Source organism: Brevundimonas pondensis (genome assembly GCF_017487345.1).
Taxonomy (GTDB): Bacteria; Pseudomonadota; Alphaproteobacteria; order Caulobacterales; family Caulobacteraceae; genus Brevundimonas; species Brevundimonas pondensis.
Genome location: NZ_CP062006.1, coordinates 3,116,344 through 3,142,694 on the forward strand (window position 1 = coordinate 3,116,344; position 26,351 = coordinate 3,142,694).

Below are 26,351 nucleotides of genomic sequence, written 5' to 3' on the forward strand. Positions count from 1 at the left end.
CGCACTCTCGCAAGACGGACGCTGGCGACGCCTATCAATCCGACGGTTCGAAAGACGTTCATCGCGCACCTCGGAATCCTATGGCATCACGCCAACAGGAACCCGCATCATCCAGATCGCCCGCCCCTTGATACTCACGCGCCTCTCAGGCAACCACGAGAACGCAAAGTTGTAAAACGATGATTTCTCTTTTATCGGCGCACTACGCGCGAGCGCGACTCTTCCTCGAGCATTATTTCCTTAAAAATCATGACAGTTACCTCTCTCCTCCGCAGTCAGAGAGTTCGACTGCCTCAATGTGGCTTGAAATCGGCCGACCTCAGTCAGTCGCACGACAAATGGAGTCGCGCACCTCTAGTTGTGACTGTAGCTTAGCCGGACTATCGTCGCCACGAACGCCGCCGATATGCGGCGCGCACCTTCAGATGCGGGCCCGACCTTTTGTTAAATCGTCTGCTTCCGGATCAACCCGGTGCCAAACCTCTTGCTGAAGCCTTGCGCTCGTGCCGCACGCATTTCCTCTGGGCGGGGGGGTTCAGCGCCGCCGTCAACATCCTCTACCTGACACCTACGATCTACATGATGCAGGTCTATGATCGGGTTGTTCCTACCGGCGGGCTGATGACTCTGGCGCTTGTCAGCGCTGCGGCGGTGCTGGCGCTCGGGACCCTGGCCCTGCTCGATTGGTTGCGAGGCCGCATGCTCATACGAGCCGGCCTGCGCCTTGATCGACTGTTGTCCGGACCGATACTTACGAGGGTGATCGACATCCAATCGCGCGGGCCGAACACCCAGGCGATGCGCGAGTTCGACAATGTCCGCGCCGCCGTAGCTGGACAGGGAGCGCTCGCTCTATTCGACGCTCCCTGGACCCCGCTCTATCTTGCCTGTTGCTTCCTTCTGCACCCTGCGCTCGGCATCCTGACCCTGATCGGGGGCGTCTTGCTGATTGTTCTAGCCTGGCTCAACGAACGCGACAGCCGCCCGCAGCTCGCCAAATCCATGCAATCCAACAATGCCGCCTATGCGGCCCAGGCCGCCGTAGCGGAGCAGGCCGAGGTCGTGCGCGCACTCGGCATGCGCGACGCAAGCGTCGCCCGGCAATTGCAGCAGCGCCAATCCGCAACCCGCCAGCAGGCTGACGCCCAGCTAACCGGCGGGAAATATTCCGGCGCCATCAAGTTCGTCCGCTTACTGCTTCAATCGGCCGCCCTTGGCACAGCGGCCTTCCTGGTCGTCCGTGGTCAGATATCGCCCGGCTCGATCATCGCCTCTTCAGTTCTCCTGAGTCGGGCCGTGGCGCCGGTCGAACTTCTCGTTGGAGTCTGGCCCAGCCTTGTCCAGGCGCGCGCCAGCTGGAAGGCCCTGACGGAGCTCTTCGTCCAGTCTGCCGATCATGACGTGGTCCGCACAACGCTTCCGGATCCGGCCGGGAAGGTGCGTCTCGAGAACGTCTCCGTCCGGCTAGCAGGTAGCGAAGGCGCCCAGCTCAAGAGCGTGAACCTGACTATCGAGCCAGGTCAGACGCTCGGCGTGATCGGTGCGAGCGGATCAGGCAAAACGACCCTGGCGCGCGTCATCGCGGGGGCGCTGACGCCGACACTCGGCGTGATCCGCCTCGACGGGGCTGAATACAACGCCCGGGATGATGACGAGCGAGCGCGACACATTGGCTATCTGCCTCAGGCGCCGAGTCTCTTCGCAGGTTCGATCAAGGACAATATCTCGCGGTTCTCAAGGGAAGCTGGCACGATTTCATCCGAAGTAGATCGCGCCGCCGTAGCCGCCGCCAAAGCCGCCGGCGCCCACGACCTGATCCAGAGCTTTCCCCAAGGGTACGATACTATCCTTGGGCCTTATGGGTCGGGCGTTTCAGCCGGACAGGCTCAGCGTATCGCTTTGGCGCGCGCGCTCTATGGCTCGCCGGCACTCCTCATTCTGGATGAGCCCAATTCCAACCTCGACCAGGATGGAGAAGCGGCCTTGATGGTTGCCGTGACCGAGGCGTGCCGGCGCGGCGCCGCGGTCGTGATCGTGGCGCATCGCGCTGGCGTCCTGGCACGGGTCGACCGGCTCGTGGTGATGCGTGACGGAGTCATCCAGATGGAGGGCCCCCGAGAGGACATCCTTGCGCGCATGCGTGGCGCCCCTGCGGGACGTCCGCTTGTCGCAGCGGGAGGGCTGACGCAATGATCAATATTCAAACTCCCGACGTCCTGGATGGAAATTCAGAGGCGGAAACGGATTCGCCACGCCGCGATGCAGTCATCGGCGGCGTCGCCTTGTTCATATTTTTCATTTTCTTTCTCGGATGGGCGGCTTTCGCACCGCTTGATGCCGGCGCCTTTGCCACAGGACAGGTGGCGGTGACCGGCAATCGCCAAGCGGTGCAACATAAGGAAGGTGGTGTCGTCAGCACGCTCGACGTGGCGGAAGGCGATCGGGTGCAGGCTGGCCAAGTTCTTCTTTCCCTGAGCGCTGGCGAACTACGAGCCAGCGAGAGAGGCGCCGCAGGTCAGGTCTTCGCCCTGTTGGCCATACGCTCCCGTCTCATCGCCGAAAGAGATCGCCTTTCCGACCTGCCAATCCCGCCGGAATTCCTTCACATGTCCGCCGAAGACCGTCGGATCGCGGACGAGGCCATGAGGTTGCAGCGCCTTCAGTTCTCCGCGCGCGGCGCTGGGCGGAGCACCGAAGTTGGCGTCCTCACCCAACGCATCAGCCAACTCGAGGACCAGAAGGAAGGATACGAACGCCAGATCGAGGCCAATGTCGAAGAGCAGGCTTTGATTGTGGAGGAGTTAGAAGGCATCCGCTCGCTCGCGGCCCAGGGCTACGCCCCTCAAACCCGGGTGCGGGCGTTGGAGCGCACCGCCGCAAACCTGCGAGGTTCTCTAGGAGCGATGCGGGCCCAGGTCGCTGGTACCGAGGAGCAGATCGGCCAGACCAGGCTGCAGATGCTGGGCGTTTCCACTACGCTCAACGAGGATGTCGCCGAACAACTGCGACAAACCGAAATCCAGCTCAATGAGTTGCAGCCGCGGCTGCATGAACTGCAAGCTCAGATTGGCCGGACCGAGGTGCGAAGCCCCGTCGCCGGCCAAGTGGTCGGCCTAACGGTCTTTACTAAAGGCGGTGTGATCCAGCCCGGTCAGACGATAATGGAAATCGTTCCGGACCAAGCGTCCCAAGTGATCGTCGCCGAGGTCGATCCAGCGGACATAGACAACCTTCTTGTCGGGCTGAAAACCGAAGTGAAGTTTCCCGGTCTGCGTGAGCGCAACCCACCGATCGTGCGTGGCCGCGTATCCCGGCTTTCGGCTGACAGCTTCACAGAGGAAGCAACAGGGCGACGTTACTATCGAACCGAGGTGGTCGTGCCAGCCGGAGAATTACGCCGACTTGGCGATGCGGCTGAAAGCATCCGCTCGGGAATGCCGGTCGAAGTCGTGATCCTCACACGCAAACGGACTGCTCTCGCCTACCTGTTTGAGCCTCTGCTTACTGCGCTCTGGAGATCCGGCAGAGAGCAGTAAGGATGCCGAACGGCCCTTGAAAACAACAGCCGAGAGAATGTTCGGCGGAGGTCGGCTGAACCTTAGCCTGAACGTCTCTCATCCCGAAACGAATGGGAATTCGACGTTTTCATACTGCACGGATCCACCTTAGATAGATATCTGCTTGGTGACGTCACAAGAGAGGGAGGAGCGTTGAAGGATCGTCGAAATACTGTGCTGCGTCGATGCTCGTCAAATGTCTGTCTCGGCATGGTGATAAGAGCGGGAAAACGCCGATGGACTAGCACGGGAGGCCATTGAGCCAAGGTCGGCTGCAAGCATCGGCAGAGAAGCGCCAATAGCATTGGCACGAGCCGCCATGCTCGCATTCACTCGTCCCATGCGTCGGCGAGGGGCGAACCTGCTCAACCGTCGTCTGGCAGGGCATATCCCTCGATACTCCGTCCGAGCCAGCCAATTCGGCATGCAGCCGAACCTGCCGAAACCCGTTGCCGAATTTCTCATAATCGGCGTTTTTCAAGCAAAGATATTGGGGCAAGGTCGTACGCAACACCTCCCCATGGAGACGTTGAGGGCATGTCCTGGCTGAGATGAGATTATTGCGTGTGGCGCGCGCTATCTTCTTCTCAAGCAAGAAGGCTTGAACATACCGGCGCGGGACATCGTCGGCGAGCGCCTTCACTCCATCGGTTCTTCGGGGGGCTCATCCGCCTGATCGGCGACGGCGACAATCGCCACGCCATCCACCGCACCGGCATCCACGCGACGTACGCATCCTGCCGGGATCGCGGGATTTCCACTGAGCGCCGATTTCGTTGAAAAAGGCGGCTGCTGAGATCGCCGCCAGTAACGGACGCTGCGGCTTGCTCCCGCCTCACGCGGTCGCCGGCGTCGGCGGCGGGATCAGTTTGGCGAGTTTGCGCAGGTTCTGGGCGGTGGCGGCGAGGAGGAACTCGTCTTTGGCGCCGTTGGGGCCTCTCAGGCGCAGTCGATCCAGCTTGAGAATGCGCTTGAGGTGGGCGAACAGCATCTCGACCTTCTTCCGTTCGCGCCGGGAGACGACGTAGGCGTCGGTCCTGGCGATGTCGCGGGCGAAGTCCCGGGCGCCTTCGTGGATGGAGCGCGTGACCTTGCGCATCGGCGTGTTGGGGCAGCACCGGGGCTTGAGGGCGCAGGCCCGGCAGTCGGCCGTACTGGCGCGATAGCGCAGGGTGTCATCAGGCGGCGCTTGGGTCCGGGGCGTCGAGAAGACGCGCCGACCGTGGACCAGCGTCTTGCCCGCCGGGCAGCGGTAGAGGTCCTGAGCGTGGTCATAGGCGAAGTCGCTGCGCGAGAAGGTCCCGTCGATCCGCTGGGCCTTATCGATGACGGGGATGTGCGGCTCGATGCCCTGGTCGTGGACCAGCCAGTCCAGCATCTCGGCCGAGCCATAGGCGGTGTCCGCCGCCAGCCGGGCGGGCCACAGATCATGATGCTCGCGCGCACGCTCGATCATGGTGCGGGCCGCCGTCACCTCGGCCTGGCGCACCGCCGTGGACGGCTCGACATCGACGATGATCGCGTGATCCAGATCGATCAGATAGTTGGTCGCGTAGGCGAAGAAGGCCAGGCCCTTGTTGGCGCCGGTCCAGCGCGAGGCCGGATCGGCCGGTGAGATGAACTTGGGCGTCACCGGGGTCGCGCCGCCGAAGGCCGCGTCGTCCAGCACGGCCAGATACTCGTCGATGGCGCGGCTGGCGGCCTCGGGCGGCAAGCCTTGGTCGCCGGGCACGCAGCGCTGTCGGTTGGCGTCGGCCTTGATCAGGCTGGCGTCGACCGCGAAGCCTTCGCCGCCGACCAGACCCTCGGCCATGCAGCGCCGTAGCACCGTCTCGAAAAGCTCCCGCAACAGATCGCTGTCGCGGAAACGCCCATGGCGGTTCTTCGAAAAGGTCGAGTGGTCCGGCACGTCGCCGTCCAGGCCCAGCCGGCAGAACCAGCGATAGGCCAGGTTCAGGTGGACCTCCTCACACAGCCGCCGCTCCGAGCGGATGCCGAAGCAGTAGCCGACCAGCAGCATGCGGATCAGCAGTTCTGGATCGACCGAAGGCCGACCGATGGCGCTATAGAAGGGCGCCAGATGCGCCCGCAGCCCGTCCAGTTCCACGAAACGATCAATCGCCCGCAGCATGTGATCCGCCGGCACATGCCGCTCCAGCGAGAACGCGTAGAACAGGGCCGACTGATCGACCCGCCGCTCGCCCATCATCGCTGCACCTCCCGTCTCAACGACCAGAGTGAATCAGCGCTGCGCCCTCATGCCAATTGCCGAAGGCCGCCTTTTTCAACGAAATCCGCCAGCAGCGGACATCCGTACCTCGCCACAAACACGACGTACCGCGCGTATGCCGGAGGTCCTGCCTAAGCTGGTGCCTGCACAAGATGACAAGGGTCACCCTGTACCAGGGCAGCTTCGGCCTCGATATCAGGAGCTGATAGCCAAGGGTGGATTGGTATTTGAAGAGAGGAGCGACGATCGAAGATTAATCGATCGTCGCTTGGGCGTGGGTCAGTCCGCCTGAGGGGCGTCACCGCTCGCGTTCGTTACCGGTTGCGAAGGTGACTGGGCTTGAGGAGCGGGTGTGCGCAACGCCCCTGTGAGCCCGTTCAGATCGGCGCCCGACAGGCCCACTTCCGCCATCAGTTGATCCACCAGGGGCGCCTGGGCGCGATAGCGCAGGGCGCTGCTGACAACCTGATCCGACAGGTTGCCGTCCTGTGAGCCCGCGCCCGCCGAGGCGGCGCCGCCGTTCAGGCCCTCGACCTGAACGATCTTGATAGAGTCGATGTTCTCCATCGGCTTGACGGACTCGGCGATGATCCGGTCCAGGTTCTCGATCAGCTTGAGGCGGATCTGCATGGCGACCTGCTCGGGCGACAGCAGGTTGGCCGCTGCGTTCAGGGCCTTCTGACCGGCGGCCTCGACCTCATAGTGGACGCGCGACGCTTCAGCCGCGACGCGCACGGCCTGGGCCTGAGCCTCGGCTTCGATGGTGGTCTTGTCGGCCTGACCGCGCGCCTGTTCGCGCAGGGCTTCGGCCTGGTCGGCGGCGGCGACCTTCTCGGCCTCGGCGGCGACGCGGATGGCGATGGCGTCGCGTTCAGCTTCCTTGGACGCCTCGATCAGTTCGATGATCTTCTGACGGTCGGCGGCTTCGCGGTCGCGCACGGTCTTGACCTGTTCCTCGGCCTGAACGGCCAGGGCCAGAGCCTTGTCAGCTTCCGCTTTGGCTTCAGACTGAGCGCGAGACTTCTCGGCGACGGCGATGTCGCGGTCCTGTTCGGACAGTTCGATGGCCTTGGCCTTCTCGATGTCCTGGGTCTCGACGGCGCGGGCCTTGGAGATTTCGCGCTCGGCGACTTCCTGCTCCATGGCGATGCGCTGCTGGGCGACCAGACGTTCGGCCTCGATGCGGGCCTGATCGATCTGCTGCTGCGAGGTAATCTTGGCACCTTCGGCCTCGCGCGCCTTCTCGGCTTCCTGACGCGCCACGTCGGCAGACTGCTCGGCCCGGCGGTTTGCGATCTCGCGCTCCTGCTCCAGTTGGGCGTATTCCTCGTCGCGCGAAATTTCGAGCGTGCGGCGCTGGGCCTCCAGGTTCTTGGTGCGGATCTGGACCTGGGTGTCCTGTTCGATGTCGTTGCGCAGCTTCTTGCGCAGCTCGATCTCCTGCGTCAGCCGCGTCAGACCCTCGGCGTCAAAGGCGTTCAGCGGGTTGAAATGCTCCATCGCCGTCTGATCGAGTCCCGTCAGCGAGACGGTTTCGAGTTCAAGACCATTCTTCAGCAGGTCTTCCGACGACACCTGCTGCACCTTCTGAACGAAGTGCGTCCGCTGCTCGTGCAGTTCGGTCATGGTCAGTTCGGCCGCGACCGAACGCAGAGCATCGACGAACTTGCCTTCGACCAGCTCCTTCAGCTCCACCGGGTTCATGGTGCGCAAGCCCAGGGTCTGGGCCGCCGAGGCGATGGCGTCAGCGCTCGGCTGAACCCGCACATAGAACTCGGCCAGCACGTCGACGCGCATCCGGTCCTTGGTGATCAGCGCCTGCTCGTTCGAGCGCTGAACCGCGAGACGCAGGGTGTTCATATTGACCGAAATCGTCTCGTGCAGGACCGGCAGGACCAGGGCGCCGCCGTTCATGACGACCTTCTCGCCGCCAAAGCCGGTGCGGACAAAGGCCGTCTCCTTGGAGGCACGCTTGTACAGACGCGCGAAGATCAGCCCCAGGATCAACAGGGCGACAAGCCCCACGCCCGAAATGATGGCGATCTCGATGATCGAGTTCATTTAAACAGCCCCTAATCTGTAAAAGTCGTCAGACCGCCGCGTCGCGCAGCGACACGCTGGTATTGTGAATGGCGAAGTATTTGGCGCCCGCATGCCGAACCAGCAGCACGCTGCTGCCCTGCGTGAAGACGTCCGCTGCGTTGTCGGGCTCGACCATGACGTAGTGAACCTGGCCGTGCTCGTCGCGAACGCGGGCCTGGGCGGCGCTGGCCTGCGCTGCCTCGCCCGTGACGATCACCGCCACACGGCCGACCAGACTGTCGCGCGATACAGCCGAGGTCTCGTCGCGGGGCATGATCCGGGCCACACCCCGACCAAAGACGCGCGTCACCGGCAGGGCGACCGCAAAGGCCAGCGGCGCCGCCAGGAACCACGGCCCCGGCTGGCCGATGACCGCCGCGACCAACCTCTGGCCGAACAGCCCCGTCATGCCGAAGGCGAACAGGAAGACGACGACCAGCATCAGCAGCGGCAACCGCCCGACGTTGATCCAGGACAGCAGCGACGGCGTCTCGACATTGACGTCGCCGTCCAGCCCCTCGACCCCTTCGCCCACCGCCAGCCCGCCGCCCAGGCCCAGGGCCTCAACCACGCCGATCAGCAGCATCAGCACCAGGGCCGCAACAAACGGCACATTGTCCGGCGAGAGAAGGAAGACCCACATCGGCGGCGTCAGCCCTTGTCGCCAGCGCGCGCCTTGATGGCGGCCAAGCGTTCCTCGACCCGGTTGCGACGCGCCAGACCGTCCAGTTCCGCCAGCTTGGCGCCCTGTTCGCGCTCGACCCCACCCAGAGCCGGCGCGCCCTCGCGCGCCATCAGGCGATCAAAGGCACCCGTGGCGTTCTCGACACGGCGGGCCACGCTCGGCTGGTCGTCCGAACCGACGCCGCCCGTTGCAGCCCCAGCTTCGTCGGCGCCGCGCGCTCGCGCCAGCAGCATGGACTGGAAGGCCTCTTCCATCTCGCGGCGCTTGGCCATGAGCGCGGCGACATAGCCTTCCAACTCGACTTCGCGCTTGCCCGCCTCGGCCACGGTCGCTTCCAGAACGGGGACCTGGGCCTCGACGTCCAGTTGGTGTTCGACCGCCGCACGGGCTAGGTCTTCACGACCTTCACGCAGCGCCAGCTCAATCTGACCGGCCAGTTCTTCGTGGCGGCTGCTCTGCTCGGTCAACCGCTTGTTGGCCAGATGTTTGCTGGCGATGGTTCGGCCCAGTTCGGTGCGGACATCGTCCACCGCCTTGTCAATCTCGCGCAGGGTCTGCTGTACGACTGCGTCCGGCATTGCGCCTTCGATCGCGTCGATCAGCGCATGGGCGCTGCCCGAGACGATGCGGCCGACGCGCGCGCCCAATGTATCCGCCATGATCCTGATCCTTCCGTTAGCGCGCGGCCGGAGCCGCAGAGACAAGTCGCATCAAATCCGCCAGATCGGCTAGCCGACGCGAGATGACAGCAGGGTCGTAGGCCGGGGCCGTGGGCGTCACGGCCCAGCGCAACAACTGCTCGGTCATCCGGGCACCGCAATCGACCAGCCGGGCTTCATGCCGCACCAGGTCGTCCGCCGCGCCCGCCGAACCGGGGCGGGGCGCGGTCAGGGCCAAGGCCAGAAATTCCTCGGCGGCGGTCATCAGACCCATGGCTACGTCGGAGTGACGATTCAGGTCCTGTTCGATGATCCGCACAGCGCGCACCGCCGCCGCAAGTTGCTCATGACTGATGACCAGGGCCACCGGGAAGGAATCGACCGGCTCGGCCCTCTGCCGCGCCTGCCGAATCAGGCCCCGAATTTTGTCGCTGGCCGTAACCGCGCCATCCACTTCCAGCTTCGTGAGAAAGCTGGTGTCCTCATCGGAGAGCCTGACGCTCAATGGTGTGTTGAGAGAAGCCATGCCTCCTTGTATGACAATGTAGCGCACATGTAAACGCACATCGTTCTCTAGGCGAAAAACAGGCGGCGTTTAAGCCTCGGCCCGATGTGGAAATTAGCGCGCCTTGGGTGTCCCGAGCGTAGGCGCTCCGCCATGGACGATTCTCCGGACTAATTTCGCCATGGTCGGCTGAGGTCAGAAACGCGCCAACAGCGGTCATAGGGACCATGCCATAAACGCGATATTCGTTGCGCAGAAGTCGGTCCGCTTTGCGATGCGGTGCTAACTTCACTGACGTGAGCGGACACACGCGATGGTAGCGAAAAGACGCGCGCCTCACTAAAGTGGTTAGAGGGGAGCAAAAACATGAAACTGGTGTTCGGGCTCGGGGCTGACGGTCGCATCTGGCCGGAAACGGCGGAAGCCGCAGGCGATCTGGATGACGCCGTCGTCGGGCCGCACGGCCTGGTCGGCCTGATCGAATCTCAGCTCGGCCTCGGGGGACCGATCATCTCCCACCCCTCGCGCGTCGCCGCCTGGCTCAGCAAGGTGCGGGCCGCCGGCTCCGGCCGCTTCTGGGCCCAGTCCTTCGACAAGGACCCCTGGTCCACCGCCGAGACCCTGCTGGACTGGCGCGACGCCCTCGTGGACGGGGGCTGGACGGGTCAGCGCGTCGGCGCGGCCCGGATCGACGACCTGGCCGACGCCGGTCATGCCGGCGCGCCGTTGCCGCCCGGCCTGGCGGACCGGCTCGCGCTCGCCGCCCTCAGCATCGCCGACCGCCCCGGCCTGCGCATCGCCTCGCTCGCTCTGATCGAGCCTCGCGATCTGGCGCCTCCGGCCATCGCGCGTCTGCTCGATGCGTTGGAGGCGGCCGGGGTGGAGATCATTCCGCCCTCCGCCCCGACGCTCGCCGCCGCGGGATCGGACCTGCGCCGCGTTCAGGACGCCTTGGCAGGGGGTGGACGGGACGCGCTCACCGGCGACGGCTCGCTTGTCGTGATCCAGTCAGACACCGCCGTCATGGCCGCCGAGACCGTGGCGGACTGGCTGGCGTCGGGGCCCGCCGACGCCGTGATCCTTGCGCCCGACGGCGACACCGCTCTGCTGGACCGGGCGCTCAAGGCCCGGGGTCTTCCGGCGCTCGGTCTGTCCGGAGCCTCGCCCTGGCGGGGCGCCTTGCAGGTCCTGCCCTTGGCGTTCGCGACGGCATGGCAGCCCTTCGACGCCCGCGCCCTCCTCGACCTGATGATGCTTCCGCGTCCGCCCATCTCACGTTGGGCCGCCCGCCGCCTCGCGAGGACCCTGGCGGAACACCCCGGCACGGGCGGCGCCGCCTGGCTCGAGACCTGGGCGGGTCTCGAATCGCGGCTTCTCGAGCTGAATGCGGCGGAGGAAGACCCCGAGGGGAAGACCGGCCTGACACTAGCGCAGTGGCGCGCCTGGACACAGGTCGGCCAGCACGACCGGGCCGTCGGTATGCCGCTTGACGCCGTGCGCGAGATCGCAGGGCGCGTGGCCGCCTGGGCCATCCGGATCGACGGCGGCGGACAAGACCCCTTGTTGCTCGGCGTCGCCTCGGCGGCGGGAGCCCTCGTCGACGCCGCCACGCGCCTGGAGTCGCCGGTCATCCCCGCCCTGCTTCTGGAGCGTATGATCGGTCAGGTCCTGGCGGACGGCGTTTCCAACCCCGCCCACATCGCCGAGGCCGGCGCCCTGCGCGCCGTTCGGGCGCCCGGAGCGCTGTGGAGATCCGCGCCTCGGGTGATCTGGTGGGGTTTCGCCGGACCGGGCGAGAGGGTCGCGCCCGAGCGATGGGACCGGGCGGAGCGGGCCGCGCTCGCGACTGCCGGCGTGACCCTGGAAACGCCTGCGGCCGCCTCGGCGCGGATCGGCGCCGGCTACGCCCGCGTCGTGATGAACGCGGCTGAGCAGATGTTGCTGGTGCGGCCGGCCCTCGCGGGCGGCGAGCCCACGACCGCGCACCCGCTCGCCCACCAGCTTCGCCCACTTCTGCAGGACGCGGCGGACAGCGTGTTCTTCCGGGCCGAACGTCTGTTGGCGGAGCCCGTGGCGGATCTGGCGCGGCGGTCCATCTCCCGCACCCCCGTCGATACGGTCGATCCGCCCGCAGGCGCGCCGCGATGGACGGTCGCCGCCGATTTGTCGGCCGCGCTCGACAGCCGCGTAGAAAGCGCAACCTCCCTGGACCGGCTGTTCAACTGCCAGATGGGATGGTTCGCCCAGGACGTCCTCGGCCTGCGTCGCGGTCGCCATGCTCAATTGCCGGAGACGAGCCAATTGTTCGGGGCTCTGGCCCACGAGATCGCACGCCGGCTGCTGCCTGCCGGTCCGCCGCCGCCCTGGGCCGAGGTTCGCGCCAGCGCCCTGGCCCTGTTCGACGAACTCCTGCCCGCCATGGCCGCGCCATTGGCGCGGCCCGAACACGCCGGCGAGCTCGCCGCCGCGCGGGAACAGGTGCCCGCGGCGATGGAGGCGCTGGTGCGACTGCTGCACGAGCGAGGACTCGAGGTGGTGGGCGCGGAGTTGCCGCGCGAGGGCCGTTTTGGCGATCTGCCGCTCACCGGACGCATCGATCTGATGGTCCGCCGCGGCGCCGAGGTCGCCGTGCTCGACCTGAAGTGGACACGGTCCGACCGCCGCTACGTCTCGATGGTCGCAGATGGCGTCGCGGTGCAGCTCGCCGTCTATCACGCTCTCGCCCGGGCCGACGGCGTTGTGGCACCGGGCGGCTATTTCCTGCTGCGGCAGCGGCGTGTCGTCGCCAGCGCGGGATCCTTCCTGACCGGCGACCCGGTCGAGGCTGTTCGTCCCGACGACGACACCCTGCGGATCGTGTCGCAGGATTGGGCGGCCTGGACGGCGCTCGCCCGCGATGGTGTTCTGGTCGCCGCCGGCCTGCAGGGTTCCGCGGCGGACCGGCCCGACGACCTCGGTTTCGCGGCACCGGCGGAGCCTTGCCGCTACTGCGACCTCACCGGCCTGTGCCGCATCAATGTGGAGGCGCTGTGATGGCCCGACTCACCGCCGTCACGGCCTCCGCCGGCGCGGGAAAGACCACGCGCATCGTCGGCGACATCGCCGCCGAGGTGGCCATCCGGCCGCCCGAGGAGATCGTCGCCACGACCTTCACCATCAAAGCGGCGGATGAACTCGTCGAGCGAGCGCGGGCGCGTCTGTTCGGCGACGGGCGGACGGACGCGGCCGCCCGGCTGCTCGGCGCCCGGTTTGGGACGGTCAACGCCGTCTGCGGCGAGATCGTTTCGGAGTTCGCGCTCGATCTCGGACGGTCTCCCTCCACCGCCGTCATCGGCGCCGAGAACGAGTCCCTGATCTTCTCGATGGCGGCGGATCGCGCCATCGCCGCCCATGCAGCGGTCCTCAACGACCTGGCCGATCGCTTCGGCTACAATGACCCGCGACCGCCGACGGGCGGAGAAGGACCGGACTGGCGCCGGACGGTTCGCCGGATCGTCGATCTGGCGCGCGCCAACGGTCTGGACGCGGACGGCGTCCGCGTCTCGGCCGACCGCTCGATCGCTTCCTGTCGATCGCTTCCGCCGGCTGCGGCGTCGGACGGCGATGCGCTCGACACAGCCCTGAGCGACGCCCTCTCGGCCGTCATGGCGGCGCGACCCTCCGAGCTGAGCGCGAAGGCGAAAAGGCCGATGGAGGTCGTCCGGGCGGCGCATCAGCGTCTCGCCCGCGGCGAGAGCCTGTCGTGGCCTACCTGGGCCAGGCTGGCCAAGGCGGAATGCGCGCCCACCAAGGACGGACCCGCCTTCGCTTCGGCCATGACGGCTCTGGCCGCCGCGGCTGGACGGCATGCGGATCATCCCCGTCTTCGCGTGGACATCGAAGCCTTCATCCGCGCCACCTTCGACTGCGCGGCGGAAGCGCTCACCGCCTACCAGGACTGGAAGGCCCAGCGGGGCCTGCTGGACTTCACCGATCAGGAGGCGCTGGCGCTCGAGGTTCTGCGTGATCCGGCGATGGCCGCCCGGCTGAGAGAGCGGATCAGCCGGGTGTTCGTCGACGAGTTCCAGGATTCCAGCCCGCTTCAGCTGGCGGTGTTCACAGCGCTCGCGGGTCTGGTCGAGGAAAGCACCTGGGTTGGCGATCCCAAACAGGCCATCTACGGCTTCCGAGGCGCCGACACGGATCTGACGCAGGCCGCGTTCGCCGGCGCCGCCTCGCAGGGAGAGTCGGCGGACGTGCTGGCCACCTCCTGGCGCAGCCGTCAGGGCATCATCGACCTGTCGAACGCCCTGTTCACGCCGGCCTTCGACCGCATGGGATTGCCGGCGGCCAATCACGCCTTCGCCAGGACAAACCGCTCCGAGACCGGTTTTGACCGGGCCGCTTTGGGCTGGTGGACCCTGACCGGCAAGGTCGATGAGCAGGCTCAGGCGCTCGCCGCGCAGGTCGTGGCCTGCCTCGATGACGGCGGTGAATGGTTGGTGGAGGACCGGTCGGGTGAGCACCGCCCGCTCTCGATCGGCGACATCGCCGTGCTCTGCCGCACCAACACCGACGTGGCCCGCTACGCGCGGGCGCTCAGCCAGGCCGGCCTGCCGGTGGCGGTGGAGCGTGGGGGGCTCGCGCGAACGCCCCATGTCGAACTGGTTCTCGCGGCCTGCCGATGGGTGGCCGACGCCTCTGATCGTCTCGCCCTGGCGGAGCTGGCCCGGTTCTTTTCGGACGATCCGGAATCGGACGCCTGGCTCGGCGCCGCGGCGGAGGCTGACGCCGAATCCGCCCTGTCCGACCTCGTGCCGGTCGCCGAGGCGCTCGCCGTGCTGCGTACGGACATCCTCGCCCTCACGCCTGCGGAACTGGTCGACGCGGTGACCGCCCTTCCGGAGGTTATGGCGCGCATCGAGCGTTGGGGCGACACCGCGATCCGGTTCGACGACCTCGAAGCCCTGCGGGGGTTCGCCCGAACCTATGAGACCGAGTGCGTCTCGTCCGGCGCGCCCGCGACGCTTCCCGGCCTGATCCTGGCGCTCGACGGCGCCGATCCCAAGCGCCCGCCAAGCCTCGCGGCCGAAGCCGTCCAGGTGATGACCTATCACGGCGCCAAGGGGCTCGAGTGGCCGATGACGGTTCTCGTCGGACTCGGCTGGGAGCCCAAGGCTCGCCTGTTCGAGCCCGCGGCGGAAGTTGATGGCGACATGGATTGGCGGGACCCGCTGGCCAATCGCTGGATCCGGTTCTGGCCATGGCCTTATGATTCCGCGGGCGGGGGCAGCGCCCTGGAGGCGGCGGTGGCCGAGTCCGCGTTCGGCCAGGCCGCCTGGCGACGGGCCGTGCAGGAAGACACCCGCCTGCTCTACGTCGGCGTCACGCGAGCCAGGGACTACCTGATCTTCGCCGCGCCGCCGAAACGCCCTGCGTGGCTGGCGGTGCTGGACGCAGCCGACGCGCCGCCCCACGTCACACCGCCGGCCGTAGACGACAATCTGATCGGCGTCGGCGACGCGACCTTCCTAGCCGATGTGCGTGTGCTGGCGGCGGACGAGGGCGCAGCGCCCCGGTATCCCCAGGCGCCTCACGTGACCGCGCGCGTGGCTGCGGCGCCGCCTGCGTCTCCTCTCTTCGTCAAGCCCAGCGGCGCGACCGGCGGCGGCTGGCGCGTGGTCGAACGGGTGGATCTCGGACCAAGGCTCGGGATCGACGGGGTGAGCGACATGGCGGCCTTAGGCGAAGCGCTGCACGCCATCCTGGCTTACGACGATCCGACGCGGGACGGCGCCCGGCGTCTCGCTGATGCGGACGCCATCCTGCGGCGCTGGTCGGTGGCCGGGCTGTCCGCGACAGATGCCGTGGAGGCGTCCACCCGTCTTCGCGCCTGGCTGGCGGACCGTTGGCCCGACGGCGCGATCCTCAGCGAAAGCCCGATCCGCGCCCGCGTCGGCGATCAGATCGTGCAAGGGCGGATCGATCTGCTTGTCCGGCACGCTTCGGGCGTCGCCCTCGTGGACCACAAGAGCTTCCCAGGGGCGTTCGATCGGTGGGATGAACACGCGCTGAGACACGCCCCCCAGTTGGGACTTTACGCCGACGCGGTGACCGCGGCCTCGTCGGACGCCTGCGACGCCCTGTTCATCCATATGCCCGTGGTCGGCGCGATCCTGAGGCTGGAAAAGGACAGCGAAGCGACGTGAAGGCGCAGGGGCGACGCGCATGATCACAGTCGATCCCGCATGGTGGGAACATCTCACGCCGCCCGACATGCATCCACATCGGGCGACCTTCGACGCCATGATGCATCGGTTCCTCGGCACGGCGCGCGGCGTGAGCTGGCTACGGTCGGCCATGACGCCTGACGGCCTCATCCGGGTCCGTCTAGGCCAGCCGATTCCGGTCTTGCACGTCGCCCTTCTGGGCGGCGCGCTTCCTATCCTGATCCCGCCCCGGATCATCGAACCCGAGCATCGCGCGCTGGGCCCGACCGCCATGCGGTCCGGCCGCCCCTTGGCCCCGGGCGAGCTGGCGCTCTGTCCCGAGATCCGGTTCGAGCTGGTGACCGATCCGGTCATGCTCGACGCCTTGCGGGTCGGCGCGTTCGATCAGCCCTTCGTCGGCGTGACCCGGCCAGCCCAGATCTTTTCAACGCCGGCGCACCATCTCCTTAGGCCCACGTCCAAGCCGGATGGGGCCTTCGTCCTCTATCAGCACATCTTCGGCCACGCCGCGTCCTACCCCGACGACGGCTGGTTCTATGTCGGAGTCACGACCCGGCGTTGGCAGACCCGGTGGGCGGAGCATCGCCGCGCCATCGGCAGCGGGAGCCGACTCCGGTTCCATCAGCGGTATCGCGACGAGACTGCCGCCGACCGCGTATCCTACGTCCATCATAAGGTCATGGCCGTAACCGACGACATCGAGCGCCTCTACAATACCGAAACATGGCTGCTGGAAGGCCACCGGCAGGACGCGCGCCTTCTCAACATGAGCGCTGGAGGCCGGGCGGGCCGCCGCCGGACGCCGGGTGCCTCCTCATTGAGCGCCGACGCCAGCTGTGCGCCGCCGCCGCGCCGCCGCGCCCCGCGCCTCACCCTGGACCAGCTCAACGCCATCCGGGGACTGGAAGCGCTCGCGACAGCCTCCGAGATCGCGAGACGGGTCGCGGCCGCCAGCCCTCGGCAGGTGCGAGACGTGGTCGCAGGCCGCACCTACCGCAACGCGCGCTGAGGCTCGGGAGCTCGCAACGAACCTGAAGCCCGACCGGGGCGCTGGCGATGGGAGCCGCCCCGCAGCTCGCGCGCCACCGGCCCGGCGTTCACGCGCGCCGCGCGCTGGATGTCCCATGCACGCTGGACGGCCGCCTTTCCGATTCGCCATAGACCAGCCGGCGGTCCAGCAGCGGCAGGCAACCACGAGCAGAGGCCGAGCCGGGTCATCAGGCCGCGGGCCGGGCCTGATGTTCCGTTCGACCCGACGCCTCGCAGCCGACCGGGCAGCCGGGATGGGCCGACAGGCCGAGCCGGGCATATTCCCAACCCTCGGGACGCAGCGGGCTGAACCAGGTTTGATCCCCGGACAGGTGGCGATCGCGTTCACGAAACAGAAGCCGTAAGGCGAGGAGCAGCCCGGCCCAGAAGGAGACGAACGCCACCGTCGGGATCGGACCATCGGTCATGCCGGCCTGCGGATGAAGACAGCCGACGCAAGGGGTCGTCGCGTCGTGCGAAGACACCTGGACGGCGAAACCGACCGTGGCGCCGACGCCCATCCAGTCGGGCCGCCGCCGTTGCGCCGACCAGCGCGAGGGAATGTCGTCGACGCCCAACAGGACAACGGCGGCAAGGGCCTGGCCGTCGCGATAGCGCTCGACAAGCGGCTCGATCTGCAGGTCGCAGCCGTGACGGGACAGGTCCGTCACCTTGGCCGTGCCCAGGCCTGACCGCAGCAGCAGTGCGTTGCGGTTCAGGTTGCTGAGAGCGGACTCGTCATCGTCGATCACGCGGCAACGTCCGCGAATGTCCGGCGTCCTCAGCAAGGCGAACAGGGCCGCGTTTGCGATCGCCCCGCCGCTCACTAAGTCGAACGCGCCGAGCGCCGGTTCGGGCCTTGCCCCGCCGGGCGCGAGGTCGAGAACGACGTCCGTCGCCGGGCCGAACATCCGGTCGTAGGCCTGAGGGCTCCGCGCGAATGTCGACAGGCGGCGCATCGAGACCTTGAAGGCCTCGCTGGCGGCCAGGGCCCCCGCTGCCATCGCGCCGAACGGCTGATCGGTGGCCGTCCACGCCTGCGGCGCAGCCGTGGACAGGCTGGCGGACCAGTCAGACGCGCCGATGTAAAGAACACGCCCCGCCGCCGCGGGCCCCCGGTCGCCGAAGGCGACGACGAGATCGGCCGTCGCCGGAGGGATGCCGATCTCGATCGTGCGGTCCGGCAGGAGGTCCACTCCCACGTCACGAAGGGCGTCGTGGAGTCGATCTCCTGCCAGGGGCGGCTGGGGCTCCGGCATCGCCGCATCCGGGCAGTCGATCCAGACCCGGTGGCCGGACCGGGCCATCAGCAGGGCGGCCGTGACCACCGCCGTGCGTCCCGGCGCCGTCCCTACCAGACGGGCGTCGGCCGAGATGACCACCGACAAATCCGACAAGGCGTCGACCAGAGCGGACTCCGGGACATCGTCCCGAAGTTCGGCGCGCATCAACAGGGTGGTGCGGCTAAGAGCCTGGGCCAGCATCAGACGATCTCCAGAATGTCGGCGATCCTCACCTCGTGGAAACGGCCGTCAGGCTCGATCCGAGCGAGAAAGGCATCGGTGAAATCCGCCGGCCCTTGGGCGAACTGCGGGATGACCAGGCTCAGGAAGCCCGGCGTGTGGATCAGCGGGAAAGCGTCGTCCGTCGCCGAATGGTAGGCGGTGCCCGGATGGGTGTGGACCTGCACGCGCACGCCGGAGCCGCTGTCAGCCAGGTCCAGCCAGAAGTCGGTCAGCCAGTCGTGATCGACCTGGAAGCCGACCGCGCTGGCGGTGTGGCGGGGATGCCGGACCTCGCTGACGAGCGAGGGGTGGGCCCAAGGGCCCACCCACAATGCCTGGCATTCCCGGCGGCCGCCGCCGCAGGACCGGAGGTGGTGGAACGTCTGCGCGAGGACCGCCGACGGAATCTGCAGCTTCATCTCAGCCCCCTTGGACGACGCGGGGACGCAGGATCAGACGCGCGCCGTCGGACAGACCGGCCTGGGCGACCGTCTGACCGAGCCCCAGCTCAGCCCCGCCCTCGCTGAACAGAACCGGGCCGCCGGCCGGGTGGCCGAAATCGGCCAGGGCGCGCTCCAGCACCGCCTGCAGCGTCACTTCGGGACGCACCCGCTGCGGAGCGGGCGCGCCATTGTACAGGACCACGATGCCGAAGCCGGGCGTCTCGCGGGGCGCCAGGAAAAAGCGCTCGATGCCGGGTTCGTCCAGCTTGACGACGTCGTTGGGCCGAATGCGGCGGTTCTCGGCGCCGCGGGCCTGCAGGTACAGGTCCGTCGTCTCGGGATCGGCTTCGGCGAGGCCGTACAGGATGCGGCCGCTGATGAGCGGCTTGCCCCAGCGCATCTCGCTGGACTCGATGACGAACTTGTAGTCCCGGTCGGTTTCGAAGCCGATGAACCGCTCCTCGCCGCGCGGGCGGACGTCGATGGTCTCGTCCAGCCGGATATCCTCGAACTCGCCGTCCGACAGGATCACAAACAGGCTGTAGGATTCCGCCGTGCGCCCGACGGCGGTGTTGAGGATCTGGCGGCCGGTCGGGACGGGGTCCGACAGGCTGATCGGGCGGAAGTTCAGGTCGCCGTCGGCGAACTGGATCACATGGGCGCCGGCGGGCCGGCTGTCGTTGGGGGAGGTCACTGGTCTTTTACTCCATGGCCGAGGGCGAAAGTGCCCGGCTCTGAAGTTCAAACCGCCGCCAATTGGGGGAACGGGTAATTCCGTCGTCAGATTTTCAGCGCCCCCGCGGCGATCGGGCCGCAAACGAAGAATGCGGGGCAGTTCGGGCAGGTGAAGGCGGATTCTCTGGTCGGAAAACGGCCGTCCAGGATGTCCGCCACGAAAGCGTTGATCGCGTCGCGGCGCTTGCCGACGTCCTTGGGCGCAAGGCCGCTCACCGTCTCGACGCGGCCATCGCCCAGATAGACGACTTCCATCGCCGCGCCCGGCGACACGGCGTCGATCACCAAGGGGAAGACGGCTTCCGCCTTCGCGGTCGCGCTGGTTTTTGAATAATGCCCCGTCCGCACCCGGCGGAATACCGGACCCCCAGCACCGTCCAGGACCTCGTCGGGCTGGACATGGATGTCGGCCCGGTCGAGCGCCGCGACCAGACGTTCGCCAGACCGACCGGAGCGACCCTGGCGGCTCTCGACGAAGGCCTCGACCAGTTCGGCCGCGATCTGCCGGAAGTCGGACCCGTAGTCGTCCCCGGCGAGACCGCTGGCCTCCAGCGCGGCGTCCAGAAGCCTGTCGGCCCGGCCCGGACCGCCATCCCGGATCACGTTGGAGAGCACGTCCCGGACCACATCGTGCATGGTCAGGAAGGCCGGTCGCGTCCCGCCGTTTCCACCGATCGCCAGAAGGACGCTGTAGAGGAACTGGCGAGGGCATTTTTCGTAAAGCGCAAGCTCGTGCAAGGCGAAGGCGGGCCGCTCGCTGGAGACGACGGCGACGGGCAGGTCTTCCGGCCGCCGATCTGGCGCGGCCGGATCCGTGAGCCAGCGCTCAGGACTCCGGGTCGCCCGGCCCACGAAGGCCGACACCGCGCGCTCGGCCGCCTTCCGACCCGCCGACGCCTTGTTCTGGCGGGCCGAGTAGATGAAAAGGCGGTCACGGGCCCGGGACAGGGCCACATAGAAGAGACATTCCTGTTCGTCGTCGTGGGCGGACCGGAGCAAGGGACCGGCCGGCGTGTCGAGGCGCCCGATCAGGCCGTCAGGCGGCGGGCAGGGCTTGGTGCGGAACGATCGGGGCAGCGCCTCGTGGTTCAGGCCCGGCAGGTGGACGACGGAAAACTCCAGCCCCTTGCTGCCGTGCATCGTCATCAGCCGCACGGCGTCGATGACCTGGGCCGCCGCAGGCAGTTGCCGCAGATCCCGATCGTCCGCCAAAGCCACGAGCCGCCGAATGCGGTCCAGCAGACGCCGCACTGGACCTCGAGCCCCGCCGCCCGGCTGGACGCGGACGAAGTTCAGGAACTGCCAGATCGCCACGCCCCGCGCCTTCGCTTCGGGCGCGACCGATGACGCGATGTCGGCGACCACACGGGTGCGGTCAAGCAGCACAGACGCCAGGACCGTCCAAGGATGGTCCTCGGCGCTGAACCCGTTCAGAGCCGCGCGAAGACGCTCCAGCGCGGCGCGCCCCTCGGGCGACACCACCGCCAGGGCGTCCGTCCAATCCAATGGATCCCGGTTCCGGGTTCGCAGGGCCGTCATGGCGGCTTGGACGTCCGCCAGCGACAAGCCGGCGGACAGCGGCGTCTCCCGGACCAGACCCATGGCCCGCGGATCGGTGAGCAGGGTCAGCCAAGACAGCAGATCCTGGATTTCGGGTCGTTCAAACAGGCTTCCGAGGTAGAGGACCGGAACTCCGCGCCGCTCCAGCTCGGATCCGAGGCGGGCGAGGCGGTCGTTTCCCGAGCACAGGATGGCCTGATCCCGCAACGCGAAGCCCGCCGCCTTCAGTTCGCCGATCGCATCCGCCAAGGCCGCGGCCTCACCGTCATTGTCCAGAAACCGGCGATGCTCCACCGGATGACCCGAGGGACCGCGCTCAGCCTTCAGAGCCGCCGGCCGTCCTGCGCCGGCCGACATGCCCGTCGCGAAGGTCGAGAAGGCCTGAACGATCTCCTCGCTCGACCGATAGTTCACCGCCAAGGGCAGGCGCGTCCCCGCGCCGAAGTCGGCTGACCCGAAGCGGTCGACGTTGAACGGCGAGGCTCCGCGGAAACGGTAGATCGACTGGCGCACGTCGCCGACGACCCACAGATTGCGCCCCGTCGGATTGAGCCGCTTCAGCAGTTCGACGCTCGCGTGGTTCACGTCCTGATATTCGTCAACGAGGATGTGGCGATAGAGCGCCCGCAGTCCGATCTCAGCCTCGGGGTCCTCGCGCAACAGCGCCACGGGCAAGGTGATGAGGTCGCCGAAATCGATCGCCCGTCTGTCGCGCTTGATCTGCTGATAGCGCGCATAGACCCGGGCGACCTCGACGGCCTTCTCGGCGGCGATTCGCGCCGTGGCGTCCTCGCCGGCGGCGCCTTCCATCGCCTGGGCGAGGGCGAGATACTCGGCCGGGTCGACGAGTTCGTCCTGCGCCCGCGAGATCGCGGCTAGGATGTCGGAGAGCTTGGAGGCGGGATTGCGGATGTCCTTATAGTGCCGCAGGCCCAGTCGGGCGGATTCCGGCTCAAGCAGTTCGATGGCCTCGACGCGATCCATCAACCGGGGCTCCCGGTCGAAACCCAGCCTTCCGAAATGCCGTTGAACCAGATCTCGTCCGAAGGCGTGGAAGGTTCCGATCCACATGGCCGCCGCAGCCTCGGGGTCCCGGGCGGCGATCCGGTCCGCGAGCTCGCCCGCGGCCTTGTTCGAGAAGGTCAGGACCAGAAACCCTCTGGGATCCGCCCCCTCGTTCAGCAGGTCCACGATCCGCTTCACGAGGGTCTGCGTCTTACCGGTCCCGGGTCCGGCCTCCACCAGGGCCGGGCCGCCCCGATGCCCGGCCGCGGCGATCTGGGACGCATCGGGCTTCGCCGGCGAGCGGGCCGGCCCTTCGGGCTCGGGTTGGATCGGCGGCAACAGGAGGGCGTCGAGGAGCTGCTGAGCCGCCACCGCGAAGGGCGCCGCGAACATCCCGGCGATCTCTGTGGCGGTCCTGCCCTCGTCGATGTGCAGCCTGCGGACGACCGGCCGAGGCAGGATGAGCTCCCGCGCGAACAAGTCCATCTGGACCTCGCGTCGCTGACGCCGGCCGTAGTCGATCACGCGCTCCTCGCCGACCGGGGCGGCCTCGGCCGGACGGAAGGGGTCGATCTCGCAGGCGCCGGCCGGCGCGGCGTCGCCGAGGAGGGCGTGGCCGAGTTCGTGCGCCACGTAGATGGCCTGCTCGAACTCGGACCCTGAACGGGTGTGAATGATGCAGCTGGCGTCCGCATCCAGACGGGCGAGGGCGCCGTCCAGCATCGAGTCCGGCACGGGGCACACGGTGAGGCCGTGCCTTTCCGCCTGCGCCACGACGAAGGCGTAGGGCGCAGTCGGATCGTCCCCCTTCTCGACGCCCTGTTGGTGAACGCTCGCCGCCTTCTGGCGGGCGAGCTCGATCGCATCCATCTAGGCTGGCCCGTCGAGCAGGCGACGCCGTTCTTCCTCCGGCAGGCCCAGATCGCGCAGAAAGTCGGCGTAATCGAGTTTTTCGGCGGCGACCTGCGGCGCCTGACTAGCCTTGTACGCGGCCGCCTTGGCCAGACCGGCCGGCTGCTCAAGGTACTCGGCCACCGCCTCCTTCGTGCGCTCCAGACATTGCGAAAGGACGTCGAGCAGATGGGGCGGCAGGGAGTCCCTTTTGAACCGTCGGTCACGCAGATTCATGACGACGGGCATGGGCGCGCCCACTGCGGCCTGGACTTTGCCCATCATGGCGCCCGTCCAGTCGGCCGCCGTCACCGCCGTGCGCTCGGCCGACTGGATCGTGGCCCAGCCCATAGCGATGAGGTCGTCTTCGTCCGACGACGGCAGTGCGTGTCGGCTAACCTCGGTGAACGCAATGTCGTGGGCGAGATCGAGCAGGGCCTCGGCGTGGTCCGGATAGCGTTCCAGATAGAGGGATAGTGTCCGGCTGTCCGTGGCGTCCTCGAGCAGGAAGGCCTCGATGACCTGGTCTTCGCTAAGTGCGGGTCGGGTCATGTCGAGTCTCCGAGACCCAAGGCGAGTTGAATGAGTTCGACGGCTCGGTCTCGTCGCGCCCGCGCGGTCTTCGGCGTGCAGCCTAAAAGGCCGCTGATCGACGGCGTGTTGGCGTCCTTCGCCTCGATAGGAATGTTGTTCAACGTCATGGTCGCTACTCTGCGATATTTTTCAGGCAGAGTGTCAATCGCCACCAGAACCCGTTTCAGGTCATCCGATACGTCATTTTTGGTCGCATCACTCAGTTCAGACAGCCGCGCGGCGGCCGCCTCGACCTCCGCGGACGCCTCTCGGCCATCCTCGAGAGGGTTAAGAGCCTCCTCGCGGTCCACCAGACGGTACACGGCCTTGCGAGCCGAAGACCTGTCCTTGGCGGCCGCGAGCCCGAACCGGATTTCGTAAATATCGAGCCGGTCATCGCCCTCGGCGCGGTCCTTGTGGATTTTCTCGACAAAACGATCGACGGCGTGCCGCCGGAGGTCTTCCAGAGCCCCGTCCGTGCGGATCACCCCTTCGCCTTGGCGGTCAGGGGATCGGAAGAACGACAGATAGTGCTTCATCACCGCCGTGTAGAGACGGTTGAAGCGGCTCTCATGGTTGGCGCGCCGCTCTTCGCGCATAAAGTAGACAAGAACTTCGGGACTCACAGGCGTCGCGTGCGAGGGCGCGGTCGGGCACAGCCGCGCCATGCGCTCATCTATGTCGAGCGACAGCAGGGCCCTAATCTCGGCCTCTACCGCCTCTGGCCGATAGTACGGTGTCCCCGCCGTGGTGCGTGTAAGCGGTCGGATCAGAATCGCCTCCCCTAGACACGGCGACCTTAGCAGCAATTGGTCACTTACCAACGGTTGCATAACTACTCGACATGCGCGGCACGGATGGCGGGCTATTTCGGACATCTTCCGGGCCCGTGTTCGCGCGTTTATCCCTCGCCAATAACGGCCTTCCCCAAGGTCGCCTTAGAGTCAAAAGCGGCTTTCCAACATCTGGTCGCTTCCTTGATCACCTCGCGGAGCACGTCTCCTCTTGAACCGCCGCCCGTGTCGCTTCATAGGTTGAATACGGTTTCGGCCGTTGGGCTATGTCCCCCGCCCCTTCGGGGGCCAACCACGCCGATAAAGACCTTCTGGGTCCTCGCTCTGGGATAGACGTGTCACAGCATCCATAAGCGTCGCTTGGACGGGCCCATTGGCGCCCGGCTTTCCTTCCAGCTGCCTCAGAGATCCCTGCGCCTTTATCGCCCGACGAGTTCACGGGCCCTAACTTCAGCTCAACACAGGTCCATGACTTGATCCGTCGGTCGGTGCAGTGGGGGATCCTCGCTCGAGACCCCGCCAATGACGCGCTCGCTCACCGATCATCATCGGCCAGGAAGGCCATGGATATGGTCGCCAGTCTCTCATCATCAGGAAGACCGACTGGGATATCGAACGGCCGCTCCCCGAGAGGGCCGAACACGTGAAGAGCGGCCTGGGCTGCAAGGTCACGGACCTGCGCGAACTGATCATTGCCCAACTGCTTTCTGGCCAGCGCCGTAAGGAGCGCCACAGTCAGCATGGTCTGGTAGCCGGCCTGCTGGGCTACCCAGTCTTTTCGATCGACAGATAGGTTCTCGATAGCCACGTCGAGAATCTGCCCAATCGGCCTGCCGGTTGTGCGCGACATCTCGCGAAGTCGAGCTTTTGTCTTCGGCTGAACATAGCCGGCGATCCTGGGCAGTTTCGTCGCCATACAAATCCGGGACTCGGGAGGTGTGCACGTCGACGTGCACACCCTAAGATGCTGGTTCCATGGCATAAACGGCGATTTCGCCCCCTGTGACACCGTCGACGTGCCTACCCATTCGTAATTAATTTATCCAATAATTTCAGACCATTACACGAACCGCAGGTGTGCGTAATGTGTGCACCTCCCGCGGGAGGTTTCTGAACGCGTCCCCTTCAGGGCGATCGCTGCGAAAATCCACGGGGTCACGGACCTGCCGAAAGGCAGCACGAACCTCTAGGCCATGAGGGCATAAACCAAGCCTGACGCCCCTGGCGAGACGCCCTTCCACAGAGCCCCATCCTGCGTTTCGGCGCAGAAATTCGGCCCTCGCCCCGAGATGGAATCTTGGGCGTCGACGACCATTCAGACCGGGCTTACGCGCATCTCCAAACCGGCCCCATGCAGGAGGCCGACGAAGGCCTCCAGAGGGAGGCGCTGGCCGCCCTTCGATCGGAGGATGTCGCCCAAGGTGCTTGCCAATTCCTCAGGCCCCTCCCCCTCCGCCACAGCGAGCTTGAGATAGGCCGCGACATCGGCTGGCGTCTCGATGTAGTTCGCGACGTCGAACTCTCTGGTCTCCAGCAGGCTCGATGGGATCATGATCATCTCCGGAATGCTCAGTTCGTGGACTGGAAACTCACCCGCACACCGACCGCACGGGCGATGTTCAGAACAGTTGCGAACGACGGATCGGCGCCATCCGCCAGGGCCTCGTGAAGGGCCAGCTCGGACAGGCCAGCGTCGGCCGCGACGATCGACGCCCCGCGCGCTCGCACCGCGACGCGAAACGCCCGAATGATTTCTCCAGCGTCATTGTCCGTGTCATCGGCGACGACCTGAATGTAGGCGACGATGCGCTCAGCGCTCGTGAGCACCTCGGCGGGATCAAACTCGCGAATACCCAGGTCAGCCATGCAGAACCTCCATGCCTATCGAG

At 66.8% G+C, this 26,351-nt stretch carries 19 protein-coding genes; 5 read left to right on the top strand and 14 right to left on the bottom strand.

What is annotated here, in order from left to right:
• The first annotated feature begins 441 nt into the window (after window positions 1–441).
• Window positions 442–2,193 carry a type I secretion system permease/ATPase gene (locus IFE19_RS15405; RefSeq protein WP_207823809.1) on the top strand — a complete coding sequence of 584 codons (1,752 nt, stop codon included), beginning with the start codon at window positions 442–444 and terminating at the stop codon, window positions 2,191–2,193.
• Window positions 2,190–3,536: an HlyD family type I secretion periplasmic adaptor subunit gene (locus tag IFE19_RS15410; RefSeq protein ID WP_207823811.1), complete on the top strand. Its 1,347-nt coding sequence runs from the start codon at window positions 2,190–2,192 to the stop codon at window positions 3,534–3,536. Before IFE19_RS15405 ends, IFE19_RS15410 begins: the two co-directional genes overlap by 4 nt.
• 856 nt (window positions 3,537–4,392) lie before the next feature.
• Here IFE19_RS15410 and IFE19_RS15415 read toward each other — a convergent pair.
• From IFE19_RS15415 to IFE19_RS15435, 5 genes are all read right to left on the bottom strand, one after another.
• Window positions 4,393–5,766, bottom strand: coding sequence for a transposase (locus IFE19_RS15415; RefSeq protein WP_207823814.1), 1,374 nt, complete (start codon window positions 5,764–5,766; stop codon window positions 4,393–4,395).
• Window positions 5,767–6,066: 300 nt separating this feature from the next.
• Window positions 6,067–7,848: a flotillin family protein gene (locus tag IFE19_RS15420; protein WP_225910307.1), complete on the bottom strand. Its 1,782-nt coding sequence runs from the start codon at window positions 7,846–7,848 to the stop codon at window positions 6,067–6,069.
• Between the two features lie 28 nt (window positions 7,849–7,876).
• The gene (locus tag IFE19_RS15425) at window positions 7,877–8,512 is read right to left on the bottom strand and encodes a YqiJ family protein (protein ID WP_207823816.1); all 636 of its coding nucleotides are present in this window, start codon (window positions 8,510–8,512) and stop codon (window positions 7,877–7,879) included.
• Between the two features lie 8 nt (window positions 8,513–8,520).
• Complete coding sequence (locus IFE19_RS15430) at window positions 8,521–9,213, bottom strand: PspA/IM30 family protein (RefSeq protein ID WP_207823818.1); 693 nt, start codon at window positions 9,211–9,213, stop codon at window positions 8,521–8,523.
• A 16-nt stretch (window positions 9,214–9,229) separates the two neighbouring features.
• Window positions 9,230–9,739: a hypothetical protein gene (locus IFE19_RS15435; RefSeq protein WP_207823820.1), complete on the bottom strand. Its 510-nt coding sequence runs from the start codon at window positions 9,737–9,739 to the stop codon at window positions 9,230–9,232.
• A 345-nt stretch (window positions 9,740–10,084) separates the two neighbouring features.
• Between IFE19_RS15435 and IFE19_RS15440 the strand changes: the two genes are divergently transcribed.
• From IFE19_RS15440 to IFE19_RS15450, 3 genes are read left to right on the top strand one after another with little or no spacing between them, the layout of a single operon-like run.
• Complete coding sequence (locus IFE19_RS15440; RefSeq protein ID WP_207823828.1) at window positions 10,085–12,751, top strand: PD-(D/E)XK nuclease family protein; 2,667 nt, start codon at window positions 10,085–10,087, stop codon at window positions 12,749–12,751.
• On the top strand, window positions 12,751–15,906 hold the full coding sequence (locus IFE19_RS15445; protein WP_207823830.1) for a UvrD-helicase domain-containing protein: 3,156 nt from the start codon (window positions 12,751–12,753) through the stop codon (window positions 15,904–15,906). The genes IFE19_RS15440 and IFE19_RS15445 overlap by 1 nt, the downstream gene beginning before the upstream one ends.
• 19 nt (window positions 15,907–15,925) lie before the next feature.
• A complete protein-coding gene (locus IFE19_RS15450; RefSeq protein ID WP_225910308.1) occupies window positions 15,926–16,936 on the top strand; it encodes a GIY-YIG nuclease family protein in 1,011 nt (336 codons plus the stop codon).
• A gap of 208 nt (window positions 16,937–17,144) precedes the next feature.
• Here the strand turns inward: IFE19_RS15450 and IFE19_RS15455 are convergent, their stop codons facing one another.
• The 9 genes from IFE19_RS15455 to IFE19_RS15495 form a co-directional block, all read right to left on the bottom strand.
• Complete coding sequence (locus IFE19_RS15455) at window positions 17,145–18,440, bottom strand: ThiF family adenylyltransferase (protein WP_207823833.1); 1,296 nt, start codon at window positions 18,438–18,440, stop codon at window positions 17,145–17,147.
• Window positions 18,440–18,880: a Mov34/MPN/PAD-1 family protein gene (locus IFE19_RS15460; protein WP_207823835.1), complete on the bottom strand. Its 441-nt coding sequence runs from the start codon at window positions 18,878–18,880 to the stop codon at window positions 18,440–18,442. Before IFE19_RS15460 ends, IFE19_RS15455 begins: the two co-directional genes overlap by 1 nt.
• 1 nt (window position 18,881) lies before the next feature.
• On the bottom strand, window positions 18,882–19,598 hold the full coding sequence (locus IFE19_RS15465) for a multiubiquitin domain-containing protein (RefSeq protein WP_207823837.1): 717 nt from the start codon (window positions 19,596–19,598) through the stop codon (window positions 18,882–18,884).
• 86 nt (window positions 19,599–19,684) lie between these two features.
• Window positions 19,685–23,074 carry a UvrD-helicase domain-containing protein gene (locus tag IFE19_RS15470; protein ID WP_207823839.1) on the bottom strand — a complete coding sequence of 1,130 codons (3,390 nt, stop codon included), beginning with the start codon at window positions 23,072–23,074 and terminating at the stop codon, window positions 19,685–19,687.
• A complete protein-coding gene (locus IFE19_RS15475; RefSeq protein WP_207823841.1) occupies window positions 23,075–23,647 on the bottom strand; it encodes a hypothetical protein in 573 nt (190 codons plus the stop codon).
• Window positions 23,644–24,336 carry a hypothetical protein gene (locus tag IFE19_RS15480; RefSeq protein ID WP_207823843.1) on the bottom strand — a complete coding sequence of 231 codons (693 nt, stop codon included), beginning with the start codon at window positions 24,334–24,336 and terminating at the stop codon, window positions 23,644–23,646. The genes IFE19_RS15475 and IFE19_RS15480 overlap by 4 nt, the downstream gene beginning before the upstream one ends.
• A gap of 661 nt (window positions 24,337–24,997) precedes the next feature.
• Window positions 24,998–25,378: a hypothetical protein gene (locus tag IFE19_RS15485; protein WP_207823845.1), complete on the bottom strand. Its 381-nt coding sequence runs from the start codon at window positions 25,376–25,378 to the stop codon at window positions 24,998–25,000.
• A gap of 399 nt (window positions 25,379–25,777) precedes the next feature.
• Entirely contained in the window at window positions 25,778–26,014 is a 237-nt protein-coding gene (locus IFE19_RS15490) for a helix-turn-helix domain-containing transcriptional regulator (RefSeq protein ID WP_207823847.1), read from the bottom strand.
• Between the two features lie 17 nt (window positions 26,015–26,031).
• The gene (locus IFE19_RS15495; RefSeq protein ID WP_207823849.1) at window positions 26,032–26,328 is read right to left on the bottom strand and encodes an addiction module antidote protein; all 297 of its coding nucleotides are present in this window, start codon (window positions 26,326–26,328) and stop codon (window positions 26,032–26,034) included.
• Between the last annotated feature and the right edge of the window lie 23 nt (window positions 26,329–26,351).